The organism is Dehalococcoidia bacterium (genome assembly GCA_035310145.1).
Classification (GTDB): Bacteria; Chloroflexota; Dehalococcoidia; order CAUJGQ01; family CAUJGQ01; genus CALFMN01.
Map to the genome: position 1 here is coordinate 1 of DATGEL010000029.1, position 20,049 is coordinate 20,049.

Annotated in this window: 21 protein-coding genes; 11 read left to right on the forward strand and 10 right to left on the reverse strand. The window is 68.3% G+C overall.

All coding sequences use genetic code 11. The annotated features are described in order from the left end of the window. The first annotated feature begins 145 nt into the window (after positions 1-145). From VKV26_05190 to VKV26_05230, 9 genes are all read left to right on the forward strand, one after another. Positions 146-916: a biotin--[acetyl-CoA-carboxylase] ligase gene (locus VKV26_05190; GenBank protein ID HLZ69289.1), complete on the forward strand. Its 771-nt coding sequence runs from the start codon at positions 146-148 to the stop codon at positions 914-916. A gap of 162 nt (positions 917-1,078) precedes the next feature. Further along, positions 1,079-2,272 (forward strand): HisS family protein, encoded by a 1,194-nt coding sequence (locus tag VKV26_05195; protein ID HLZ69290.1) that lies wholly within the window; start codon positions 1,079-1,081, stop codon positions 2,270-2,272. Continuing rightward, entirely contained in the window at positions 2,269-3,705 is a 1,437-nt protein-coding gene (gene hisG / locus VKV26_05200; GenBank protein HLZ69291.1) for an ATP phosphoribosyltransferase, read from the forward strand. Before VKV26_05195 ends, hisG begins: the two co-directional genes overlap by 4 nt. A gap of 6 nt (positions 3,706-3,711) precedes the next feature. Next, complete coding sequence (locus tag VKV26_05205) at positions 3,712-4,473, forward strand: zinc dependent phospholipase C family protein (protein ID HLZ69292.1); 762 nt, start codon at positions 3,712-3,714, stop codon at positions 4,471-4,473. Next, entirely contained in the window at positions 4,461-5,792 is a 1,332-nt protein-coding gene (gene hisD / locus VKV26_05210; protein HLZ69293.1) for a histidinol dehydrogenase, read from the forward strand. The genes VKV26_05205 and hisD overlap by 13 nt, the downstream gene beginning before the upstream one ends. After that, positions 5,792-6,925, forward strand: a complete 1,134-nt coding sequence (hisC, locus tag VKV26_05215; protein ID HLZ69294.1) for a histidinol-phosphate transaminase — start codon at positions 5,792-5,794, stop codon at positions 6,923-6,925. Before hisD ends, hisC begins: the two co-directional genes overlap by 1 nt. Before the next feature lie 187 nt (positions 6,926-7,112). After that, positions 7,113-7,418 (forward strand): hypothetical protein, encoded by a 306-nt coding sequence (locus tag VKV26_05220; GenBank protein ID HLZ69295.1) that lies wholly within the window; start codon positions 7,113-7,115, stop codon positions 7,416-7,418. Between the two features lie 56 nt (positions 7,419-7,474). Next, a complete protein-coding gene (locus VKV26_05225; protein HLZ69296.1) occupies positions 7,475-8,881 on the forward strand; it encodes a DUF4331 domain-containing protein in 1,407 nt (468 codons plus the stop codon). A gap of 92 nt (positions 8,882-8,973) precedes the next feature. After that, complete coding sequence (locus tag VKV26_05230; protein HLZ69297.1) at positions 8,974-9,270, forward strand: hypothetical protein; 297 nt, start codon at positions 8,974-8,976, stop codon at positions 9,268-9,270. 22 nt (positions 9,271-9,292) lie between these two features. Here VKV26_05230 and purS read toward each other — a convergent pair whose 3' ends face one another. From purS to guaA, 7 genes are all read right to left on the reverse strand, one after another. Next, positions 9,293-9,547 carry a phosphoribosylformylglycinamidine synthase subunit PurS gene (purS, locus tag VKV26_05235; GenBank protein ID HLZ69298.1) on the reverse strand — a complete coding sequence of 85 codons (255 nt, stop codon included), beginning with the start codon at positions 9,545-9,547 and terminating at the stop codon, positions 9,293-9,295. Between the two features lie 52 nt (positions 9,548-9,599). Further along, on the reverse strand, positions 9,600-10,493 hold the full coding sequence (locus tag VKV26_05240; GenBank protein ID HLZ69299.1) for a phosphoribosylaminoimidazolesuccinocarboxamide synthase: 894 nt from the start codon (positions 10,491-10,493) through the stop codon (positions 9,600-9,602). 18 nt (positions 10,494-10,511) lie between these two features. Continuing rightward, positions 10,512-11,297 carry a hypothetical protein gene (locus VKV26_05245; GenBank protein HLZ69300.1) on the reverse strand — a complete coding sequence of 262 codons (786 nt, stop codon included), beginning with the start codon at positions 11,295-11,297 and terminating at the stop codon, positions 10,512-10,514. Beyond that, positions 11,294-12,601 carry an adenylosuccinate lyase gene (gene purB, locus VKV26_05250; protein ID HLZ69301.1) on the reverse strand — a complete coding sequence of 436 codons (1,308 nt, stop codon included), beginning with the start codon at positions 12,599-12,601 and terminating at the stop codon, positions 11,294-11,296. Before purB ends, VKV26_05245 begins: the two co-directional genes overlap by 4 nt. Positions 12,602-12,637: 36 nt before the next feature. Then, a complete protein-coding gene (locus tag VKV26_05255; protein HLZ69302.1) occupies positions 12,638-12,958 on the reverse strand; it encodes a cupin domain-containing protein in 321 nt (106 codons plus the stop codon). A gap of 38 nt (positions 12,959-12,996) precedes the next feature. Next, positions 12,997-14,265 (reverse strand): phosphoribosylamine--glycine ligase, encoded by a 1,269-nt coding sequence (purD, locus tag VKV26_05260; protein HLZ69303.1) that lies wholly within the window; start codon positions 14,263-14,265, stop codon positions 12,997-12,999. A 73-nt stretch (positions 14,266-14,338) separates the two neighbouring features. Continuing rightward, complete coding sequence (guaA, locus tag VKV26_05265; GenBank protein ID HLZ69304.1) at positions 14,339-15,946, reverse strand: glutamine-hydrolyzing GMP synthase; 1,608 nt, start codon at positions 15,944-15,946, stop codon at positions 14,339-14,341. A 109-nt stretch (positions 15,947-16,055) separates the two neighbouring features. Between guaA and VKV26_05270 the strand changes: the two genes are divergently transcribed. Beyond that, positions 16,056-16,688 (forward strand): L-threonylcarbamoyladenylate synthase, encoded by a 633-nt coding sequence (locus tag VKV26_05270; protein HLZ69305.1) that lies wholly within the window; start codon positions 16,056-16,058, stop codon positions 16,686-16,688. 219 nt (positions 16,689-16,907) lie between these two features. Here the strand turns inward: VKV26_05270 and VKV26_05275 are convergent, their stop codons facing one another. Further along, positions 16,908-17,678, reverse strand: coding sequence for a hypothetical protein (locus tag VKV26_05275; GenBank protein HLZ69306.1), 771 nt, complete (start codon positions 17,676-17,678; stop codon positions 16,908-16,910). A 71-nt stretch (positions 17,679-17,749) separates the two neighbouring features. Next, the gene (locus tag VKV26_05280) at positions 17,750-18,628 is read right to left on the reverse strand and encodes an RHS repeat-associated core domain-containing protein (GenBank protein ID HLZ69307.1); all 879 of its coding nucleotides are present in this window, start codon (positions 18,626-18,628) and stop codon (positions 17,750-17,752) included. Between the two features lie 193 nt (positions 18,629-18,821). Here VKV26_05280 and VKV26_05285 point away from each other — a divergent pair, with 193 nt between their 5' ends. Then, entirely contained in the window at positions 18,822-19,304 is a 483-nt protein-coding gene (locus tag VKV26_05285; GenBank protein HLZ69308.1) for a hypothetical protein, read from the forward strand. Here the strand turns inward: VKV26_05285 and VKV26_05290 are convergent. Next, the coding region (locus VKV26_05290; GenBank protein ID HLZ69309.1) for a hypothetical protein at positions 19,301-20,049 on the reverse strand (749 nt) is incomplete at its 5' end. The two genes, VKV26_05285 and VKV26_05290, sit on opposite strands and share 4 nt — an antisense overlap.

Here is a 20,049-nt window from a genome sequence, read left to right on the forward strand (position 1 = left end):
CGCGGCCTCCGAGAGGTGGCTGCGGCCTAGCAGAGGGCGGGTTCGAGGTCCTCGCAACTCGCACGAAAAGCCCGGAAGCGTCTGCTTCCGGGCTTTCTCATGGGCCGCAGTTCCACATGCGAGTGCGTGCGATGGCCGGAGAGTCATGAGCGGCGAGATCGACGTCGAGCGGGTGCAGGCGTCGCTGAGCGAACGCTGGCGTCTCGTTTACCGGCGCGAGGTCGATTCGACAATGACCGTCGCTCGTGCCCTGGCCAATGCGGGTGCGCCGGCCGGCACCGTCGTGCTTGCCGAGGAACAAACTGCGGGGCGCGGCCGTATGGGCCGCTCGTGGGTTTCTGTTGGCGGCGTCAACCTCTACTTCACGGCTATCCTACGCCCGTCGCTCACCGTGCTTCGGCAACTCGCGATGGTTGTGCCGCTGGCAGTGGCGGAGGGCGTCGAAGCGGTCTGCCCCGTGCGAACCGAGATCAAGTGGCCGAACGACGTGCAGATGGACGGTTTGAAGCTGAGCGGCGTGCTGATCGACGCCGAATTGCGCGGCGACGAGCCGGCGCTGGCGCTGGTCGGCGTCGGCATCAACGTCAACTTCGCGGCGGGGTCGGTGCCCGAACTGCGCGGCATCGCCACCAGCCTTAGCGAACGTCTGGGGCAGCCACTTGAGCGCGGCGAAGTGCTCCGCGCCGTGCTGATGCGCCTCGCGACGCTGCTGGATGAGAGCGAGCGTGGCGGCGCAGTGCGGGATCGCTGGCGAGCCCGACTGAACACCCTGGGACGGCGAATCACCGTGCGGGCGGGCGAGACGATCGAGACGGGCCTTGCTGTCGACGTCACGGACGACGGAGGGCTCGTGCTCGAGCGAGACGACGGCTCGCGTGCGGTCCTCGCGGCCGGGGAAGTCACGTTGCACACGTGAGGCGCACCCCGGCGTCGCGGCGCCACGCTGACGCTGCCGCGTTTGGTTGCCCGCGCAAAAACGCACTCGCTAGAATGAAGCTCGGCGCCGCCGTGACGCCAGAGAGGCCATGCGAGTCAACCCCAGATGAGTTCCACTGCCGAGTCCTTACTGTGCCGGGGGATGCGCGATCGGCTACCGGCGGAGATGGCGCGCTTCCGCCGGATCGAGTCCGCCTTCCGCGAAGTCTGCGCCGCCTGGGGCTACGGCGAGGTGCGCACGCCCACGCTCGAACACCTGCACCTCTTCACCAGCAGCGGCACGCTCTCGCCGCAGCTGCTGGGCCGCGTCTACTCGTTCCTTGACTGGGACGGCTGGACGGGTGAGCGCGTGGTGCTGCGCCCGGACGCCACGATCCCGGTCGCACGCTTGTTCCGCGAGCGCCTTGGCGGCGGCGTGGCCAAGCTTTGCTACGTTCAGAACATCTTCCGCTTCAGTCGCGACGAGCAGCCGCGCGAGCTGTGGCAGTGCGGCGCCGAGCTGATCGGCAACACCTGGCCGGCTGGTGACGTCGAACTGGTGTTGGTGGCGCTGGATAGCCTGACCGCGCTCGGGATCGCGGATGCCGCGATCACGCTTTCGCACGGCGGTATCGTGCGGGCCCTGCTGGAGCAGGCCGGCTACACGGCGGACGAGCGCTCGGACCTGTACGACCGCCTGCTCGACGGCGACCTCGATGTCATGCGCGAGTTGGAGGCGCGGCTGCCTGCGCTGGGTCCGGGATTACGGCTGCTCAGCGACGTGGAGGACGCGGGCGTCGCCTACATCGGCAACCTGCGCGCGGCTTTCGGCGACAGCGTGCCTGCGATGAACTCGCCTCTGGACGAGTTGGAGCTGATCGGCCGCACGCTGGAGCTTGCCGGCATCGAGCCCCGCATCAACGCGACGGCGCTGCGCGACTTCGAGTACTACACCGGCCCGGTGTTCCATCTCTCGCTTGGCGGCAGCGAGATCGCCGCCGGCGGTCGCTACGACCGCCTGATCAGCGATGCCGGTGGCACGGCAGTGCCAGCCTGCGGCTTCGGCTTGCAGGCCGATCGGCTGGCAGCGCTGCTGGGCGACGCGGGGAGCGATGCCGCCGAGTGCCTGGCTATCGCCCCGGACGGCCCCGGCGCGGAAGCGCTGGCGCGCGCGGCCGCCGTCGCGCGGCTGGCGCATCGCCAGGGACGGCCGGCTGCGCTCGCGCCAGGCGACCCCGCCGCGCCGCGGCTGAGCGTCGCCGCGGATGGTGAGCTTGCGCTCGTGGGCGGAAGCGGGTCACGCCTCGCGGTGGCCTCACTGGCCGAGGCGTTGGGGCTGCTGGCAGGTAGCGCGTGATCAAGCTTGCACTGCCCACCGGCGATCTGCGCGGACCCACCGCTCGCCTGCTTGAGCAGGCCGGCTTCGCCAACGGCGACTACGCGAACGGCTCGCGCGCCCTGCGTCTGCCGCTTGCAGCCGGCCCGGAGGACGCCACGATGCGCGTCTTTCGCGAGCGCGACATTCCCATTCAGGTGGCGCTCGGCAACTATGACCTGGGCATTTGCAGTCTCGCCTGGATCGAGGAGCTGCGGCTGCGCTTTCCACAGGACGAACTGGTGCTGCTGCGACCGCTGCCCTTCGGGCAGTTCGCGGCGCGGCTCGCCACCGATGCCGAGACGGCGCGGCGGCTGGGGGCGCCGGCCCGCTGGCCGGGTTTTGCCGGGCTGCGGATCGCCAGCGACCTGCCCACGCTGGCCGAGGCCTGTGCGCTGTCGGCGCGGCTGCCGGCGGCGCGGGTGATCCCGATCCAGGGATCGGGCGAGGCGTATCCACCGGAGGACGCCGACCTGGTGCTGCTGCAGACTGCCGCCGAAGCTGCGATCTCTGATCGCGGCCTGCAGCCGCTGCTGACCGTTCTCTCCGGTGAGGCCTGGCTGATCGCCAGCCGGCGCAGTCTGGGCAGCCGCGCACTGGCCCCTGTGCTGGCGCGACTGTTGGCGTTGCCCGGGGGCGCGCCGTTTGGCGACGGCCTGCAACTGCCGCGGCTGGCAGCGCAGCCGGCGCCGCGCACCTGGGACGGCTGGCGGCGTCGCCCGGATCTCTTGCGCCTGGCCGTGCCGGACGGCCATCAGCAGCGTCACGCCTGCGAGAGCCTGCGCGAGGCGGGGTTGTACTTCGATGGGTACAGCGAGGCCGGCTTCGTGCGCAGGCCGCGCTCCGGCGTCTCGGGGCTGGATGTGAAGGTTATCCGGCCGCAGGATATGCCGCAGCAGATCGCCCTCGGCAACTTTGACCTCGCCATGACGGGGCGCGACGTGCTGCGCGAGCATCTGCTCGCCTTTCCGGACAGCCCGGTGGAAGAGGTCGTTGATCTCGGCCGCTCACGTTACGGAATCGCCGCCGTGGTGGACGCCGCCCTGCCCGCGGACAACATCCACGAGGCGCTGGCGACCTGGCGGCGAGCCGGCCGCGACGTCGTGCGCATCGCCTCGGAATATCCGAATATCGCCGATCAGTACGCGCGCAGCCGCCACTTCGGCCGCTACCAGGTGCTGCCCGTGGCCGGCGCCTCCGAGGGCTTCGTGCCTGAGGACGCGGAGGTGCTGATCGAGGGTTCGGAGACGGGCAAGTCGATCGCGGCGAACAATCTGAAGATCATCGAGGCGGTGTTCGAGTCCACCAACTGCCTGATCGCCGGCCGCCGAACGCTGCCGGAGGCCGCCGAGGCGTTGCGCCGGCGCCTCGTCGACGGTTTCCGGCGGGCCGCGGCCGCGCCGGCGTCGAGGTGAGCGCGTATGCCGCCGATCTTCTTCCACATGGCCGCCGCCCGCGACCTGGCGCAGGAGCTGGACAGTGCCCCGCTCTCGTCCGAGAGCGGCGCCTACTACCTCGGCGCCACGACACCCGATATCCGCGTGCTCACCCGCGGCGACCGGCGCGAGACACACTACTTCGACCTTGACAGCCTCGAACACCAGGACAGCGTGGAGGAGTTTTTCAGGGCCAACCTGCATCTGGCGGACGCCGATCGGCTCGATCCGCAGACGGCGGGGTTCGTGGCGGGGTATATCACGCATCTTGTGCTGGACGAAACCTACATCGAGAGCATGTACCGGCCGCACTTCGGCCAGCTCTCGGCGCTGGGCGGGAGCGAACAGGCCAACATGATGGATCGCCTGCTGCAGTATGAGCTGGACCGGCGGCGGCGCGAGGCGCGCGGAGAGGTGGACGAGATTCGCGACGCGCTCAGCGAGTGTGCGCTGGCGGTAGACGTCGGTTTCCTTGATTCGGAGACCCTGCGCCGCTGGCAGGAGGTCGCGATCGACCTCACGCGGCACCCGCCGGACTGGGAACGGTTCAAGTTTCAGGGCGGCCGCCATCTGCGCCAGGCATGGATGGACGATCCAGACGCGTACCACCGCTTTTTGGAGACGATTCCTGACTTGCTGCAAGACACGATTCGCCATGTCTCGACGGCACACGTGGATTCGTTCCTCGAGCAGTCGCGCGAGCGGGCGCGCGTCGCGGTCGCGAGGTATCTCGGATGCGCATCGTAGAGGGCGCGTCGGAGGCGCGGCGTACGATCCTGCGCCGGCCGGCGCTCGACGAGGTTGAGGTGCCCGAGCATCTGCGCGCCCGCGATCGGGCGCTGTTCGGACCGGGGCTTTCGGTCGAGGAGACGGTGGCGCGGATCGTGCGCGCCGTGCGCGACGAGGGTGACGCCGCCGTGCAGCGCTTCAACGAGGCGCTCGACGGCTCGGCGCCACGGCCGCTCTGCGTGGCGAAGGACGAAATCCGCGCCGCATACCGCGATCCGGCGATCACGCCCGAGTTGGTCTCGGCGCTGCGCGAGGCGGCGGCGCGCATCCGCACGTACCACGAGGCGCAGCTGCGCCACGCGCAGCACGGCTTTCACGACGGGGGCCTGGGGCAGGTGGTGCGGCCATTGCAACGCGCCGGCGTCTACATGCCGGGATCGGCGGTCGTCTACCCCTCTTCGCTGCTGATGACGGCGCTGCCGGCGATCGTCGCGGGCGTGGAGGAGGTGTACGTCTGTTCGGCGGCAGGGCCGGACGGTCGCGTGCCGGCGATCAAGCTGGTGGCGGCGGAGATTGCGGGCTGCGCAGGTGTCTTCGCCTGCGGCGGCGCGCAGGCGGTTGCAGCGCTCGCCTACGGCACGGAGAGCGTGCCGCGGGTCGACAAGATCTGCGGGCCGGGCAACATCTTCGTGACGCTGGCGAAGCGGCGCGTGATCGGCGTCACCGGTATCGACGCGCTCTACGGGCCGACCGAGACGCTGGTGATTGCGGACGAGACGGCCGATCCGGTGCTTTGCGCGGCGGACCTGATCGCGCAAGCCGAACACGACGAGATCGCGAGCCCGATCTTGATTACCGACTCGCACCCCCTCGCCGAGCGCGTGGCGATCGAAGTCGAGCGGCAGCTCAAGCTCATCCCCCGCGGGCCGATCGCCGCGGCGGCCTTCGCCAACCGCGGCGGCGCCGTGATCGCGCGGGACATGGACGAGGCGTTCGATCTGGCGAACGAGTACGCGCCGGAGCACATGTGCCTCTTGATGCGCGACGCGGGCAACTACACCGAGCGGGTGCGCAATGCCGGCGGGCTGTTCGTCGGCGAGTCGTCGCCTGAGGCGCTGGCAGACTACATCGCCGGCCCGAGCCACGTGATGCCCACCGGCGGCAGCGCCCGCTACGCCTCGCCGCTGACCGTCTCAGACTTCTTGAAGGTGACGAGCGTGGTGGCTTTGGGCGATGCTGATCTCGAACGGCTGGGGCCGGCGGCGGCGCGCATCGCCCACGCCGAGGGGCTTGCCGGTCACGCGCGCGCGATCGAAGTGCGGCTGGAGTCACGCTGATGGCGACGGCACGATCGGAGTCCGGCAACGGCGGCGTGCTGGGATTGGTGCGCCCGGAGATCCTGAGCCTGCCCGGCTATGTGGCGATCGAGCCGCCGCGCGTGCTGGCTCAGCGGCTGGGCATCCCACTGGAGACGGTCGCCAAGCTCGATGCCAATGAGAACCCCTACGGACCGGCGCCGAAGGCATTGGCAGCGCTTGACCGCTTCCGCGACTATCACATCTACCCGGATCCGGACGAACGCGAACTGCGCCAGGCATTGGCGCGGCACCTGAACCTGCCCGTCGAATGCATCGTCGCCAGCGCCGGCAGCGACGAGCTGATCCAGATCTTCGCCAGCATGTTCCTCGGCCCGGGCGACAATGCCATCGACCTGATCCCGACCTTCGGCATGTACGCCTTTGAAGCCGATGTCGCCGGCGGCGGAACGCTGCCCGTACAGCGCCGCGCCGACTTCAGCGTGGACGTGGGCGCGGTGGCCGAGCGGCTGGATGCACGAACGAAGCTGATCTTCGTCACCTCGCCCAACAATCCGACGGGGAACCTGCTTTCGCGCGAGGAACTGGAGGGGCTGCTCGGCTTCGGCCTGCCGGTCATGGTCGACGAGGCGTACATCGAGTTTGCCGGCGTGCCCAGCGCGGCGCCGCGGGTGCTGGAGCAGCCGAACCTCATCGTGCTGCGCACCTTCAGCAAGTGGGCAGGCCTTGCGGGGCTGCGCGTGGGCTACGCGGCGATGGCGGCGGAGCTGGCCGAGGTCGCCTTCCGCATCCGTCAGCCGTACAGCGTCAACGTGGCCGCGGAGGTCGCGGCGGTGGCGTCGCTGGAGGACGCGGCGGTGCTGGACGAGCGCGCGGCGCTGGTCGTGCAGGAGCGCGAGCGGCTGAATGCGCTGCTGGCCGGAGTTCCCTTTCTGCGGCCGCATCCGTCTCACACCAACTTTATCCTTTGCGATGTACTGCGCGGCGATGCCCGCCAGCTACGTGACCGGCTGCGCGAGCATGGCGTCTTCATCCGCCATTTCGACACGCCGCTGCTGCGCGACTGCATCCGTATCAGCGTCGGCCTGCCCCGCCACACCGAGCAGTTGATCGAGGCGCTGCAAAACGTAGCGGCGGCGCTCGGCCTCGCCTGATCACGATTGCTCCTCCGGTGGAATCCGGCGTTCAATTACCGCCCCTTCTGCCGGCACTTCAATCGGATTCTGCGCCGATTAGCGCTGCCCTACTCCTACCACCGCTGGTGAATTGATCACATATGCCGCGAACATCGATGATCCTCTCGCCGGCTCGCTGCGTAGGCACGGCTGAAAGGAGCAAACGATGCATACGATCTCTCGCCGCAGCCTGCTGGCGAAATCCGGCATGGGGGCGGCAGCCGCCGGGGCGCTGGCCGCCGTTCCCGGCCTCGTCGCCGCAAACCGTCACTCGCGCGGCAGCATCTCCACCGCGACCTCTGCTTCGGCCCTGAGGACCGCTCAGCCGACCGGCGACGTGCCCACGGTCGCCTACATCCGCGACGCCGCGAAGGGCGAGGTTGTGCTGATGATGGGCACGCGTGAAGTGGTGCACCGCGATCCCGCGCTCGTCGCCTACCTCGCCCGCGTCTACGGCCACGCCACGGCCTGATCCTCGATTTTTCTCGTCAGTTTGCAGCCGGTCACTCTCGACTCGGAGGATGAGCCATGTCCTCGCACAGGGAAGCCCCTGAGATCTCGGCGGACCCGGTCGCCGACAACACGGACCTCTACGCCTTTGTCAGCCCCGATCGTCCGGACACGGTCACGATCATCGCCAACTACATTCCGCTGGAAGAGCCCGCGGGTGGGCCAAATTTCTTCAACTTCGGCGATGATGTGTTGTACGAGATCCTGATCGACAACAACGCCGACGGCGTGGCGGAGATCACCTACCAGTTCCGCTTCACCACGCAGATGACGAATCCCAACACGTTCCTCTACAACACCGGCCCGATCGCATCACTGACCGACAAGAACTGGAACCTGCGGCAAACCTACTCCGTGACGCGCGTGGATGGCGACCGCCACTCCGGCAAGGCCACCGTGCTTGCCGACGGCGTGCCCTGCCCGCCCTGCAACATCGGCCCACGCTCGACGCCAAACTACGAGGCGCTTGCGGCATCGGCGACCACGCAGCTTCAAAGCGGCGAGACGGTGTTCGCCGGACAGCGCGCCGACGCGTTCTGGGTCGACCTTGGCTCGATCTTCGACCTCGGCGCCTTGCGGCCGGTGCAGATGCTGCACTTGATTCCGCTGGCCAACGCGCCGGGGCGGAACTCGGTCGCCGGCTACAACGTGCATTCGATCGCCATCCAGATCCCGAAGACGCTGCTGACCATGGACGGCTCCGGCGCCACGGACCCGGCGGCGGCCACCTCGGTGATCGGCGTCTGGGCCGCGGCCAGCCGCCAGCGCGCGATGATGCGCAACGGCCCCGGCCAGGCGAACCAGCACGCCGGTGACTGGGTGCAGGTCTCGCGCCTGGGCAACCCGCTGATCAACGAAGCGATCATCCCCATGAGCCAAAAGGACGCGTGGAACTACGCCGATCCGAAGGACGATGCGCAGTTCGTCGCCTCGTATCAGCATCCAGAGCTGGCCACGCTGCTGCCGGTGCTCTATCCGACGGCGTTCCCGAACCTGGCGGCGTTGAACGCCAGCGGCGCGGCCCGCGCCGACCTGGTCGCGGTGCTGCTGACCGGCATCCCTTCCGGCATCGTGCCCGGCTTCCAGAACAATACGGGAACGACCCAGGCCGACCTGCTGCGGCTGAATATGGCGATTCCGCCGACGGCGCAGCCGAACAAGCTGGGGCTTGCCGCCGGGGACGCCGCGGGCTTCCCCAACGGCCGCCGGCTGAGCGACGACATCACGACGATCGAGCTGCGCGCCGTCGCCGGGCTGCTCTACCCGCTGATCGACAAGAGCTTCAAGCCCGACGATGCCACTTCAGCGATCGCCGACGGCACCGTGCCCGACGCGCCGCTGCTCAGCAGCTTCCCCTACATCGGCACGCCGTTCGACGGCTTCGACAGCGAGCACGCCAAGCCGGGGCCGGCGCTGGCATCGTGAAACCGGCCCATTCGGCACTCGTCCTGCCCGGCCCTCCTTCCTCCGGACATGCGATTCGGGGGAAGGAGGGGAGCTTCCTTCGGAGCGTTGCGATGTGCAGCGGCCATGACCACCACAACCAGGCAGCTACCGATTCGATCGACGCGTTGGCCGAGACGTGGTGGGCCGAGCGCCGCGAGCTGAGGGCTGGCTCGGCCTGGTCCGTGCCGTTTCCGCCACGCGCGGCCGAGTCGGCGCGGGTGCTGCACGACGCTGGCTCAGGTCCTGGCGGCGAGGCGATGTGGTACGCCGCGCTGCTGCGGCCGCGGGCGGCGACGGCGTACATCGAGGTGCACAGCGCGCATGGTCCGGTGGCGGCGCTGGTCTCCCTGTACGAGCACGTGTGTTGAGCGGCGCGAGGTGAACGCCGCCCTAGCTCGCGGCGTTCACCTCGTAGCTGAACTCTTCGATCACAGGATTGGCGAGCAGCTTACGGCACATCTCGCCCACCTGCTCGCGCGCGGCGGCTTCATCCGCGGCGTCCAGCGCCAGTTCCAGATACTTGCCGACCCGCACGTTCTGCACCGCGGCAAAGCCGAGCGAATGCAGCGCGCCGCGCACGGTGAGCCCCTGCGGGTCGTTCACGACCTTCTTCAAGGTCACGCGGATCCTGGCCTGATAGCGCATGCTGCTCCTGCTGGCCGGCGCCCGTGGCGGGCGCGGGCGTTTCGAGCCGGCGTTATGCCGGCGCTGTACCGGTAAGTCGCCGGTAGGCTTGCTGATACGCCGCCGAGGTGCGCTGCACGATCTCGGCCGGCAACGCGGGCGGCGGCGGCTCCTTGTTCCAGCCGCTGGCGCTCAGCCAGTCGCGCAGCAGCTGCTTGTCAAAGCTGGGCTGCGGCCGGCCGGGCCGGTAGCCGTCCAGCGGCCAGAAGCGGCTCGAATCCGGGGTGAGCGCTTCGTCGATCAGGCAGAGCTCACCGTCGATGAAGCCGAACTCGAACTTGGTGTCGGCCAGGATCAGGCCGCGCCGCCGCGCGTACTCGGCGGCGAATCGGTACGTGGCGAGGCTGCGCAGCCGGATCACGTTGGCGGCGTCGTGCCCGACGAGCTGCACGAACTCGGCGTAGCTGATGTTGCGGTCGTGGCCGTGCTCCTCCTTGGTGGAGGGTGTGAAGATCGGCTCGGGTAGTTGCTGGCTCTCCTCCAGGTCGGGCGGGAGGCGCATCCCGCAGACCGCGCCGCTCCGCCGGTACTCCGCCCATGCCGTGCCCGCCAGGTAGCCGCGCACGATGCATTCGGCGTTAATACGCTCGGCCTTGCGCACGATCAGCGAACGGCCGGCGAGCGCCGGCGGCAGAGCGAAGGGCAGCTCATCGTCGGGCGCTCCCGTGGCGATGCGCAGGAGGTGGGTGGGCACAACCGAATCGACCTTCTCGAACCAGAAGGCGGAGAGCCGGCTGAGCAGCTCGCCTTTGCCGGGAATGCCCTGGGCCATGATCACATCAAAGGCGGAGACGCGATCCGTCGCCACCATCAGCAGCCGGTCGCCCAGGTCGAAGGTGTCGCGCACCTTGCCGCGATGCAGCGGCTGTATGCCCGGAATCTCTGCCTGCATGAGCACGTCGACCATCGCTCCTCCGATCACGATTCAGCTCACCAGCGTCGTGGGCGGCTGCGCGGCGCTGCCCTTGCGCTGCAGAACGGCGAGGTACAGCAGGGTGCGCGCGATCGCGGCGAACGGCGCCACCAGCCAGGCCGCGAGAAAGAGTGCGGCCGAGCTGACCACGAGATCGGCGCTGCTGAAGGCGCGCTGCAAGCCCGCCTGCGGGGCGAGGGTCAGCGCCGCGACGGCGACGATCACGCCGAAGACACGCCACCAGCCGCCCGAGACCAGCTGGGCGCTCCTGGCGAGGCTGCCGCCGGCGCCGCGGCGCTCGGCGACCAGCGCGGGAATCGCCAGCGACCAGCGCACGTAAAGAAATACCGCGACGGGCAGCAGTACCAGGGTCAACGCCGCGGCGGCCACGCGCACGCCGATCAGGAGGCTCACGATCAGGGCTGGACCGGCAAGCCGCCGCCAGCAGGCGAGAGCCGACTTCGCACCGGCGGGCTTGCCCTGCAGTCTGGCGAGGGCGGCCGGCACGAGGAACGAGTCGCCAAACGTGTCGGCGCCGATGCTGAGCACCAGGCCGGTCAGCAATGCCAGCGCGGTGACCAGGGAAGCGCCGAAGCCGAGGTTGCCGTCGGAGCTGGCCTTGTCGTTCAGGCCGAGCGCGTCGAAGGCGGCCATGTTGCCGAGCGTCAGGGCGAGCACGAAGGCGGCTTTGGGCAGGGCCAGCACGAGGAACGTGAGCGGATCGTGCACGTAGACCTGGAACGCCGCGGCGATGATGTCCGGCAGGGTGAGGGGATGGCGCGGGATCGCCGCGTTCACGCCGGTACGCCGGCCAGCAGGCCCAGCCGCTGGAACGCCGCGTCGATGTGCTTGACGTAATAGCCGTAGTCGAACAGGCGGTCCAGCTCGTCGGGCGAAAGGCGCTGTGTTACCTCCGGATCGGCGGCGAGAAGCGCTTTGAGCGGCCGGCGCTGCTGCCAGGCGGCCATACTGTTTCGCTGCACGATCTTGTATGCCGCTTCGCGCAGCATCCCCTTCTCGACCAACGCCAGCAATACCTGCGGAGAGAAGGTGAGCCCCTGCGTCAACTCGACGTTTTCGCGCATCTGCTCCGGATAGACCTGCAAGCCCTCGATGATGCCCGTGAACAGGTGCAGCGAATAATCCAGCAGGCCGCAAGCGTCGGGCAGGATGATGCGCTCGGCGGAGGAGTGCGAGATGTCGCGCTCATGCCAGAGCGCCACGTTCTCCGTCGCGGTCACCATGTAGCCGCGCAGCACGCGCGCCAGTCCGCAAACACGCTCGGCCTTCTCTGGATTGCGCTTGTGCGGCATCGAGCTCGAGCCGGTCTGGCCGGCGACGAACGGTTCCTCAGCTTCGAGCAGCTCCGTGCGCTGCAGGGCGCGGATCTCCGTGGCGAACTTTTCCAGCGAGGCGCCGATTAGCGCCAGCGTGGTCACGAACTGCGCGTGGCGGTCGCGCTGGATCACCTGGTTGGAGACCGGCGCAACGTCGAGGCCGAGCGCCGCGCAGGTCAGCTCTTCGACGCGCGGCGGCACGGACGCGTGCGTGCCCACCGGGCCGCTGATCTTGCCCACCGCGACCACCCGCCGCGCCTCCTGCAGCCGGGCGATGTTGCGCCGTGTTTCGTCCGTCCACAGCGCCAGCTTGAGGCCGAAGGTCATCGGCTCGGCGTGCACGCCGTGCGTACGGCCCATCATCAGCGTGTCTTTGAACTCGATCGCCCGCCGGCCGAGCACGGCTTCGAGCCGCGCCAGCTCGTCCAGCAGCAGGTCGGCGGCGGCGATCAGTTGCAGGCTGGTGGCCGTGTCCATCACGTCGGAGGAGGTGAGGCCGTGGTGCACCCAGCGGCTCTCCGGCCCAAGGCTGTCCGCGACCGAGCGCAGGAAGGCGGTCATGTCGTGGTGCGTTTCGGCCTGGTAGCGATTGACCGCTTCCTCGTCTACGCGGGCGCGCTGCACCGCTTCGGCGTCGGCCCGGGGGATCTCGCCCAGCTCGGCCCACGCGCGGACGGCGGCCTTCTCCACTGCGAGCCACTGCTCCAGCTTGTTCTTCTCCGACCAGATGCGGCGCATCTGCGGCCGGGCATAGCGCTCGATCACGCCTTCACACTTTCGCTTGCTGCCGGGTGGTCGCTCTCACAGATACTCGTGGCGCACGGGCGAGAACACGTCGACGGCGATGCTGTCCGCGAGGGCGGTGACGACGTGCGGCACGCCTCCGGGCACAAGCCAGCTATCGCCAGGCTCCAGCGCACGCACCTCGTCGCCGATCACGAAGCGCAGGCGGCCGCTTGCCAGGTAGCCGATCTGCTCGTGCGGGTGCGTGTGCTCCGGCACGACCGCGCCGGCGGCGATGCTGACTTCCACCAGCGTGGCGTTGTCGCCGCTGTTCAGGGTGCGCCGCGAGACGCCGGGAAACATCTCCACCGGCCGGACGCTTCCACGCGTGGTGAGCATGCGGTTGCTCCAGGAAACGGATTCCTTCGCTGGCCGGCTCAGAGGCCGCGCAGGCCAATGTCGCGCCGGTATTGCGCCCCCTCGAAGCGAATGCGGCCGACGTTTGCGTAGACCCGCTCCCGTGCCGCCGCGATCGTCGCACCGCGCCCGACGACGGTCAACACGCGTCCGCCGGCCGTCAGTACGCGCTCGCCGTCGCGGGCTGTGCCGGCGTGGAACGCGAGGATGTCTTGATCAAGCTGATCAAGCCCGTCGATTGGCTGACCGGTCTGGTAGCCGCCGGGGTAGCCGCCCGAGGCGATCACCACGCCGACGCAGGCGCCGTCGTCCCACTTTGGCGCCGCTTCGGATAGGTCTCCCCGGGCGGCGCCGAGCAGGATGGGCAGCAGGTCAGAGCACAGGCGCGGCACGATCACCTGGGTCTCGGGGTCGCCGAAGCGGCAGTTGAACTCGATCACGTGCGGGCCGCTGTCGGTGAGCATCAGGCCCGGGTAGAGGGCGCCGCGGAAGGGGCGGCCGGCCTCGCGCAGGGCGCTGATCGCCCGCTGGCTTACGGTGGCCTGAATCTCGTCTGCAAGCGGCCGATCGACGAACGGCGGCGGCGAGAAGGCGCCCATGCCGCCCGTGTTGGGACCGCGATCGCCGTCAAAGATGCGCTTGTGATCGCAGGCGAAGGGCATTGGCAGGGCGCGCACTCCGTCGCTGAAGGCGTGGGCGCTGACCTCGACGCCGCTCAGCCGCTCTTCCAGCACGAGCCGCCGGCCTGCATCGCCGAAGGCGCCGCCGTTCATGGCCGTGTCAATCGCCGCCAGCGCTTCGGTTTGCGTCTCGGCCACGACCACGCCCTTGCCCGCCGCGAGACCGTCGGCTTTAACCACCGGCGGCCGCTCGCTGGCCAGAACGAAGCGGCGTGCCGCCTCGGCGTCGTCAAAGGCCCGCGCCGCGGCGGTCGGGATGCCGCTGCGCCGCATCAGCTCTTTGGACCATACCTTGCTCGACTCGATCTCGGCCGCGGCGCGGGTCGGACCGAAGACGAGCAGGCCTCGTTTCAGCAGGTAGTCGGCCAGCCCGCCGGCCAGCGGTACTTCGGCACCGATCACCACAAGTTCAACGGCGTGCTCGACCGCGGCCTGGCGCAGCCCGGCGAAGTCCAGCTCTTTGACCGGGAGATTACGCGCGACGGCGTCGGTGCCGGCGTTGCCGGGCGCAACGAATAGATCCGTGAGCAGGGGGCTCTGGCGTAGCTTCCAGGCGAGCGCGTGCTCGCGCGCGCCCGCGCCGACGATCAGCACGTTCATATGCGCCATGCCTCCGCCGCACTGATTCGCGGCACCGTCGCCGCTTCGAGATGGCTGAGCGAGACGGGTAGTGCGGCCGTGCTCACTCCCACTCGATCGTGCCGGGCGGCTTGCTGGTGATGTCATAGACGACGCGGTTGACGCCCCGCACCTCGTTGGTGATACGCGACGAGATACGCGCCAGCAGATCGAAGGGCAGCCGCGCCCAATCGGCGGTCATGGCGTCGTCGGCGGTGACGGCGCGGATGGCGAGGGCATGCCCGTAGGTGCGGAAATCGCCCTGCACGCCCACGCTGCGCGTGTCGGTGAGCACGGCGAACGCCTGCCAGAGCCGGTCGTAGAGGCCGGCGGCGCGTACCTCTGCCATCACGATCGCATCGGCCTCGCGCAGCACCTCCAGCTTCGAGCGCGTGACCTCGCCGATCACACGGATGGCGAGACCGGGACCGGGAAACGGCTGGCGATTGACCATCTCGGCGGGCAGGCCAAGCTCGACGCCGACGCGGCGCACCTCGTCCTTGAACAGGAAACGCAGCGGCTCGACCAGCTCAAGCTGCATTTCCGGCGGCAGGCCGCCGACGTTGTGATGCGTCTTGATCTTGGCCGTAGCGCCGTGGCCGGTGGAGGCGCTTTCGACCACGTCGGGGTAGGTCGTGCCCTGGGCGATGAAGTCGATCTGGCCGAATTTCGCCGCTTCGTCCTCGAAGACGTGGATGAAGGTGTTGCCGATCGCGCGGCGCTTCGCTTCGGGTTCGACCACGCCGGCGAGGCGGTCGAGGAAGCGGTCAGCCGCGTCCACGTGCACGAGTTGCACGCGCATGTGGCGCTCGAAGGTGTCGACAACCTGGGCCGCTTCGCCTCGCCGCAGTAGACCGTTGTCGACGAAGATGCAAATGAGCTGGTCACCGATCGCGCGGTGGATCAGCGCCGCCGCGACGGCCGAATCGACGCCGCCGGAGAGGGCGCAGATCACGCGTCCGCCGCCAACCTGCCGCCGGATCGCGACGAGGCTCTGCTCGATGAAGCTGCCCGGCGTCCAGCTCGGCTCGCAGCGGCAGATTCGCAGCAGGAAGTTCTCGAGGATCTGCTTGCCGGCGGGCGTGTGCACAACCTCGGGATGGAACTGCAGGCCGACGTAGCCGGCGCCGTTGTCCATCGCCGCGTAGGGCGAGTTTGCCGACGTACCCGCGGGGACGAAACCCGCCGGCAGGCGCGTAATGCGGTCGCCGTGGCTCATCCAGACGGGCAGGTCGCCGCTGAGGCCGGCAAAGATGGCGGAGGCGGCAGGCAGCGGCCTGACCGTGGCCGTACCGTACTCGCGGGCGCTGCCGGGCGCAACTTCACCGCCGAGCTGATGCGCGAGCAGTTGCATGCCGTAGCAGATGCCGAGCACGGGCAGGCCCGATGAAAAGACATACTCGGGAATCAACGGGGCGTCGGCGTCGTAGACGCTGGCGGGGCCGCCGGAAAGGATGACGCCCTTCGGTCTGAGGGCAGCGACCCGTTCCGCGGGCGCGTCGTGCGGCAGCAGCTCGCAGTAGACGCCGCACTCGCGCACCCGCCGGGCGATCAGCATACTGTACTGGGAGCCGAAGTCGAGGATGACGACCGCGTCGGCGGCGGGCTCCGCCCGCTCGGGCTGGTCCCTGCCCGCCTCTGCGACCGTGAGCGCCCCGGCATCATGCGGCATTGTCGGCCTTCTCCCACGGAACTGCTGAACGATATCCGGCGCCTGCGAAGCATAGATACCGTAACAGCGCCGGGCGCGCCGGTCAAGAAGGGAACGCTCAACCGCTGAGATGCTTACCCAATTATTGTCGCCTGAACAGCTCGCCGAAGCCGCCGATTTGCTGCTTCGGGGAGCCGTGGTCGCGCTGCCGACAGACACGGTCTACGGCGTTGCCGCCGACGCCGCCAGCCCGGAGGCGATCGCACGGCTCTTCGAAGCCAAACGGCGGCCGCTGGACAAGGCGATCCCCCTGCTTGTGGCGGAAGCGCAGGATCTCGACCTGGTGGCCGCGTTCGTGCCCGAGCCGGCCCGCCGGTTAGCGGAGCGGTTCTGGCCCGGCGCGCTGACGATCGTCGTGCCGCGCCGTGCGCTCCGCTCCGATGATCTGCCGACGGTGGCCGTACGCATGCCGGATCATCCGCTGGCACGGGCATTGATTCGGCTCGCGGGCGGCACTTTGGCCGTGACCAGCGCCAACATCTCCGGCCAGCCACCGGCAACCACGGTGGCCGAGGTCATGCGGCAGCTCGACGGCCGCATTGCCGCCGTGGTCGAAGGCGGCGCCTGTCCAGGTGGCGTGGCCTCGACGATCGTGGATACCACGGCCGGGCCGCCGCGCGTGCTGCGTGTTGGCGGCGTCACGATAGAGGCGCTGCGCAGGGTGGTTCCGCGGCTGTTGCTAGGCCCCGGCGCGGCCAGCTGACCATCGCGACGAAGCGCCGGCCCGGATTTCCGGTTCAGCGTGCTTCGGCGGCTGCCACGCGCCGTGCGGCTCCGGCGCAGGCCGTCGCCGTTGTAACTCTTCGCCCCGCTCTGGCCGGCGACGGTGGCGACCATGAGCCGGCTCTCCATGTCCCAGGTGAACGTGTCGGCGTTGCGTGCAGCCGGGGTTGCACCCAACATCCCCTTCCGCATTGCGCCACTACGCTCCACCAAAGTCACTGGCACGCTCGTCGACCCGGGTTTCCGATCGCACGCGAATCGCTTCAATCTCCGGATCAGCCAGCACCCTAGCGATGAGCTGCTGCGATCCACCCATCACGGAAAACGTCAGATCGGTATTGGTGCAAACCGCCCAGGCTCGATCGTCCGGCCACCAGAACTCCGGAAGAGTTTTGCCTCCCTCGGGCGTCAATTGGCTCATATACGCGAGCAAGTCGTCGATATCACCGCGATACACGTTCGCCACACCTGGCACATCGTCGCCAAGATTGGGCGGTGTGAGCGTCCACATGAAGAAGCAGTCCCAATTGTCGCGGATGGCCCGGAGAATCTGGATGAGGCGCGCCGCAATCTGTTTCGGCAAAACACCTTCTTCGGGAAGCGCGATGTTCAGCGGGAGTTGATCGGCAATCGAGAACACGCTGAAGTCGGCGCCGAACGGCCGGTGGAAGCGTGCCGCCAGATCGCGGATGCGGAGCCGTCGGTATGGAATCGAGACATCCGTCTCACCGCCAAGCAGGCGGCGACGGGCGAGCCAAATCCCGTCGTAGTCCTGGCGATCGCCCTGCGACGCCGCCCGCGCGTAGCCAGCGAGGACAGCCGGCTCCAGCAGGAGCTCCACGCAAGGGTGAAAGATCTTGCAGTAGGCTGGGAACTCGTCGCCGACCAGCCCAGCGACGGTCCAGGGATGTTGCGCCCACGCAGCCTTCAGCCACTCCCACGCGGAGCCCTCCGCCAGCCGCCTTAGCACCTCACGCTCCCGAGCCCTTGACGGGGCCACTCACCCTGGCTCATGGCTTAGCGTACGCACCTCCGAAGAGGTTAGCAAAACGCTCCCACGAAGGACGGCCCGCAGCGGCCGGGCAAGATGTTGGGCGGCCGTCCTGGCAAAATGATCGGTACGAGCGGGATGAAAGGCGCCGGTGATGCTCCGGGTTGAGGAACAAGCGCGAGATCCGGGATCGGATCGCTGCTCCGGGACGGCGGAAAGTGTATGCGGTACTGATAGCCGTTCGGCAGGCGGCTGAGGTTGACATCGATTGCCGGGTTGTCCGCCCCGGAGGTGGATGCCCAACGGGCCGTGAGATAGACAGTGCCCGGCTCTGTCGCGATGCTGTATACGTAGCCCAGACCGTTTTCGATCTCATCCTGGCTCGTGATGTCGGGATTGCCATCGGTGAGCGCATTGACGACCGTCGCCCACCCTGAATACCAGCCGGGTCCATCGATCATGCTATTGGTGTCGGGTGTGGCGCCGGGTGGGGCGAAGGTGTCATACAGCGCCAAGAAAAACGAGTATGGATCCTGTCGCATCCACTCGAAGTCAACAGCAGTGAACGCTGTAGCTGCGTACTGAGCGACATCTTCGGCAGACAGATCCCACGTCGGATGCCAGAGGCCGTCCGAAGCCAGTGCCATACCTGCGATGAGCTCCCGCAGTCCCGACGGATCCAACACGGACGCCGGATTGGCTGCGGCATATGCGTAGGGATGGTGTAGACCCGGATCGGCAAGGGCAGCAGAATCCGGGTCGCGGCTTAAGAAGCGGCCGGTGGTGGCGTCGTAGAAGCGGGCGCGCAGGTAGGTGAGCCCGGTGGGGTCGGCCTGCTCGCCGGCGAACTGGCGCTCGTCGTACAGTGCGCCCTGCTGGAGCGGGCACCGGCGCTCCCTCGCCGCCTCTGCTCCCGACTGCCCGACCATCACCCCGGCCTCCTCCGCCTGTGATGGTGCCCAGCCTACCTCACTTAACCCCGGCTGTAGTATTAGGCTGGAGGAGTCGGAGGCACTATGCGGGGCGGCTACTCTGCCCGCCTGCTCTCGCTCGCCCTATGCTCAGGGTAGTCTGGCCACGTGGCGGCATGCTAAAATCGAGTCTGTCGGGAGATCGATCCCTATGGCGCCGTCACGCGATCTCAGCGAACATAGGCAAAAATACAGACAGCTACAAATCCTTCATCCTCGCACAACAGGCGCGGCCCTTCTCGCCAGCGTCATTGCCATAGCTGTTACGGCATATATTGCCAAGAGCCTGCACAACTCACGCGTAATGGTGCTGATAGCTGTCTTGTCTGCGGAATATCTGGTCTGTGCGCTGAGCGTACTCTTCGCGCCATGGAGGGCAGCCCGCAGCGAAGCCGCGACGGCAGCGGCGGTGGTGAGTGCGGCGGCATCCGTGCCGATCGCCGCGATCGCTCCGCTGTTCGTACCCGTGCTGGGTTTCTGGATCGCCGTCGCGATTCGCTATCAGAGACGCTATCGCGCGGCGAAGTGGACGCTCGCCGTAGCGAGCGTTGTCGGTGTAGGCGTCTATGTTGCGACCGTCTATCTCTTGTTCTTTACGACTTCAACGTCCTGTAGAAGCCAGGCGTACTGTTAGTCCAGATCCGACGACGAAACCCGAGAGCTGCCCGGCGGCGGGGTGAAGTGGAAGAGGGCGGAGTCGATGGGCGCGTGGAAATCGACGCTCATGGTGTCCAGGGACAGTCTCACGCCCGCGCCATCGTCGGACTGCAGGCGCAGTACCCAGCCGGTCGCCGCGTCTAGCCAGTACCGATGGAACCCCCCGCACGGGGTTGGTGGCGTGTCCGTGGGATTCCCCGACGGGGTAGCGTTCGGGACGTTCGTACCGCAGCCGGCTGCTGGACGGGTGAGGATTCGTTCCGCGTCGCGGTTCGCCACTCGGTCTGTTCCCTCGCGGGTGGCCGCGACCGTTGGCAGGCGCTGGAGAGCCGCCAGTGCCGATGCGAAATCGGTGGTGCCGACGGTCGGGCCGTACGCGCCGAGCGCTATCGCCCGCGGATCGCTCGTGGTCGACGTGTCCAGCGAGTAGCGTCTGCTCAGAGGATCGTACTCCCACTCCGTTGTGCCATCGCTGCCATACATCCGCTGCCTCATGTCCTGGGAGTCACCGGTGGTACTGAGTTCCTCGCGCCAGCCCACCCCGGGAATGAACCATATCCGGACGGTGGAGTGCGTTGTTCCATAAAGGGCGTGGCTTACGATTGTTTGCTCGCCCTGCAACGTCCATGTGCTCCCGACATTCAGCTGTGACGCGCCAAACGAGCGCGCAGGCGCCTGCGCCTGGTGGGCACATCCCACCAGGATGAAAGCGCAAGCGAAAC

Coding starts and splice junctions, on each gene's coding strand:
- VKV26_05190 (HLZ69289.1), top strand. CDS start 146: ATGAGCGGCGAGATCGACGTCGAGCGGGTGCAGGCGTCGCTGAGCGAA.
- VKV26_05195 (HLZ69290.1), top strand. CDS start 1,079: ATGCGCGATCGGCTACCGGCGGAGATGGCGCGCTTCCGCCGGATCGAG.
- VKV26_05205 (HLZ69292.1), top strand. CDS start 3,712: ATGCCGCCGATCTTCTTCCACATGGCCGCCGCCCGCGACCTGGCGCAG.
- hisD (HLZ69293.1), top strand. CDS start 4,461: ATGCGCATCGTAGAGGGCGCGTCGGAGGCGCGGCGTACGATCCTGCGC.
- hisC (HLZ69294.1), top strand. CDS start 5,792: ATGGCGACGGCACGATCGGAGTCCGGCAACGGCGGCGTGCTGGGATTG.
- VKV26_05220 (HLZ69295.1), top strand. CDS start 7,113: ATGCATACGATCTCTCGCCGCAGCCTGCTGGCGAAATCCGGCATGGGG.
- VKV26_05225 (HLZ69296.1), top strand. CDS start 7,475: ATGTCCTCGCACAGGGAAGCCCCTGAGATCTCGGCGGACCCGGTCGCC.
- VKV26_05230 (HLZ69297.1), top strand. CDS start 8,974: ATGTGCAGCGGCCATGACCACCACAACCAGGCAGCTACCGATTCGATC.
- purS (HLZ69298.1), bottom strand. CDS start 9,547: ATGCGCTATCAGGCCAGGATCCGCGTGACCTTGAAGAAGGTCGTGAAC.
- VKV26_05240 (HLZ69299.1), bottom strand. CDS start 10,493: ATGGTCGACGTGCTCATGCAGGCAGAGATTCCGGGCATACAGCCGCTG.
- VKV26_05255 (HLZ69302.1), bottom strand. CDS start 12,958: ATGCTCACCACGCGTGGAAGCGTCCGGCCGGTGGAGATGTTTCCCGGC.
- purD (HLZ69303.1), bottom strand. CDS start 14,265: ATGGCGCATATGAACGTGCTGATCGTCGGCGCGGGCGCGCGCGAGCAC.
- guaA (HLZ69304.1), bottom strand. CDS start 15,946: ATGCCGCATGATGCCGGGGCGCTCACGGTCGCAGAGGCGGGCAGGGAC.
- VKV26_05270 (HLZ69305.1), top strand. CDS start 16,056: ATGCTTACCCAATTATTGTCGCCTGAACAGCTCGCCGAAGCCGCCGAT.
- VKV26_05280 (HLZ69307.1), bottom strand. CDS start 18,628: ATGGTCGGGCAGTCGGGAGCAGAGGCGGCGAGGGAGCGCCGGTGCCCG.
- VKV26_05285 (HLZ69308.1), top strand. CDS start 18,822: ATGGCGCCGTCACGCGATCTCAGCGAACATAGGCAAAAATACAGACAG.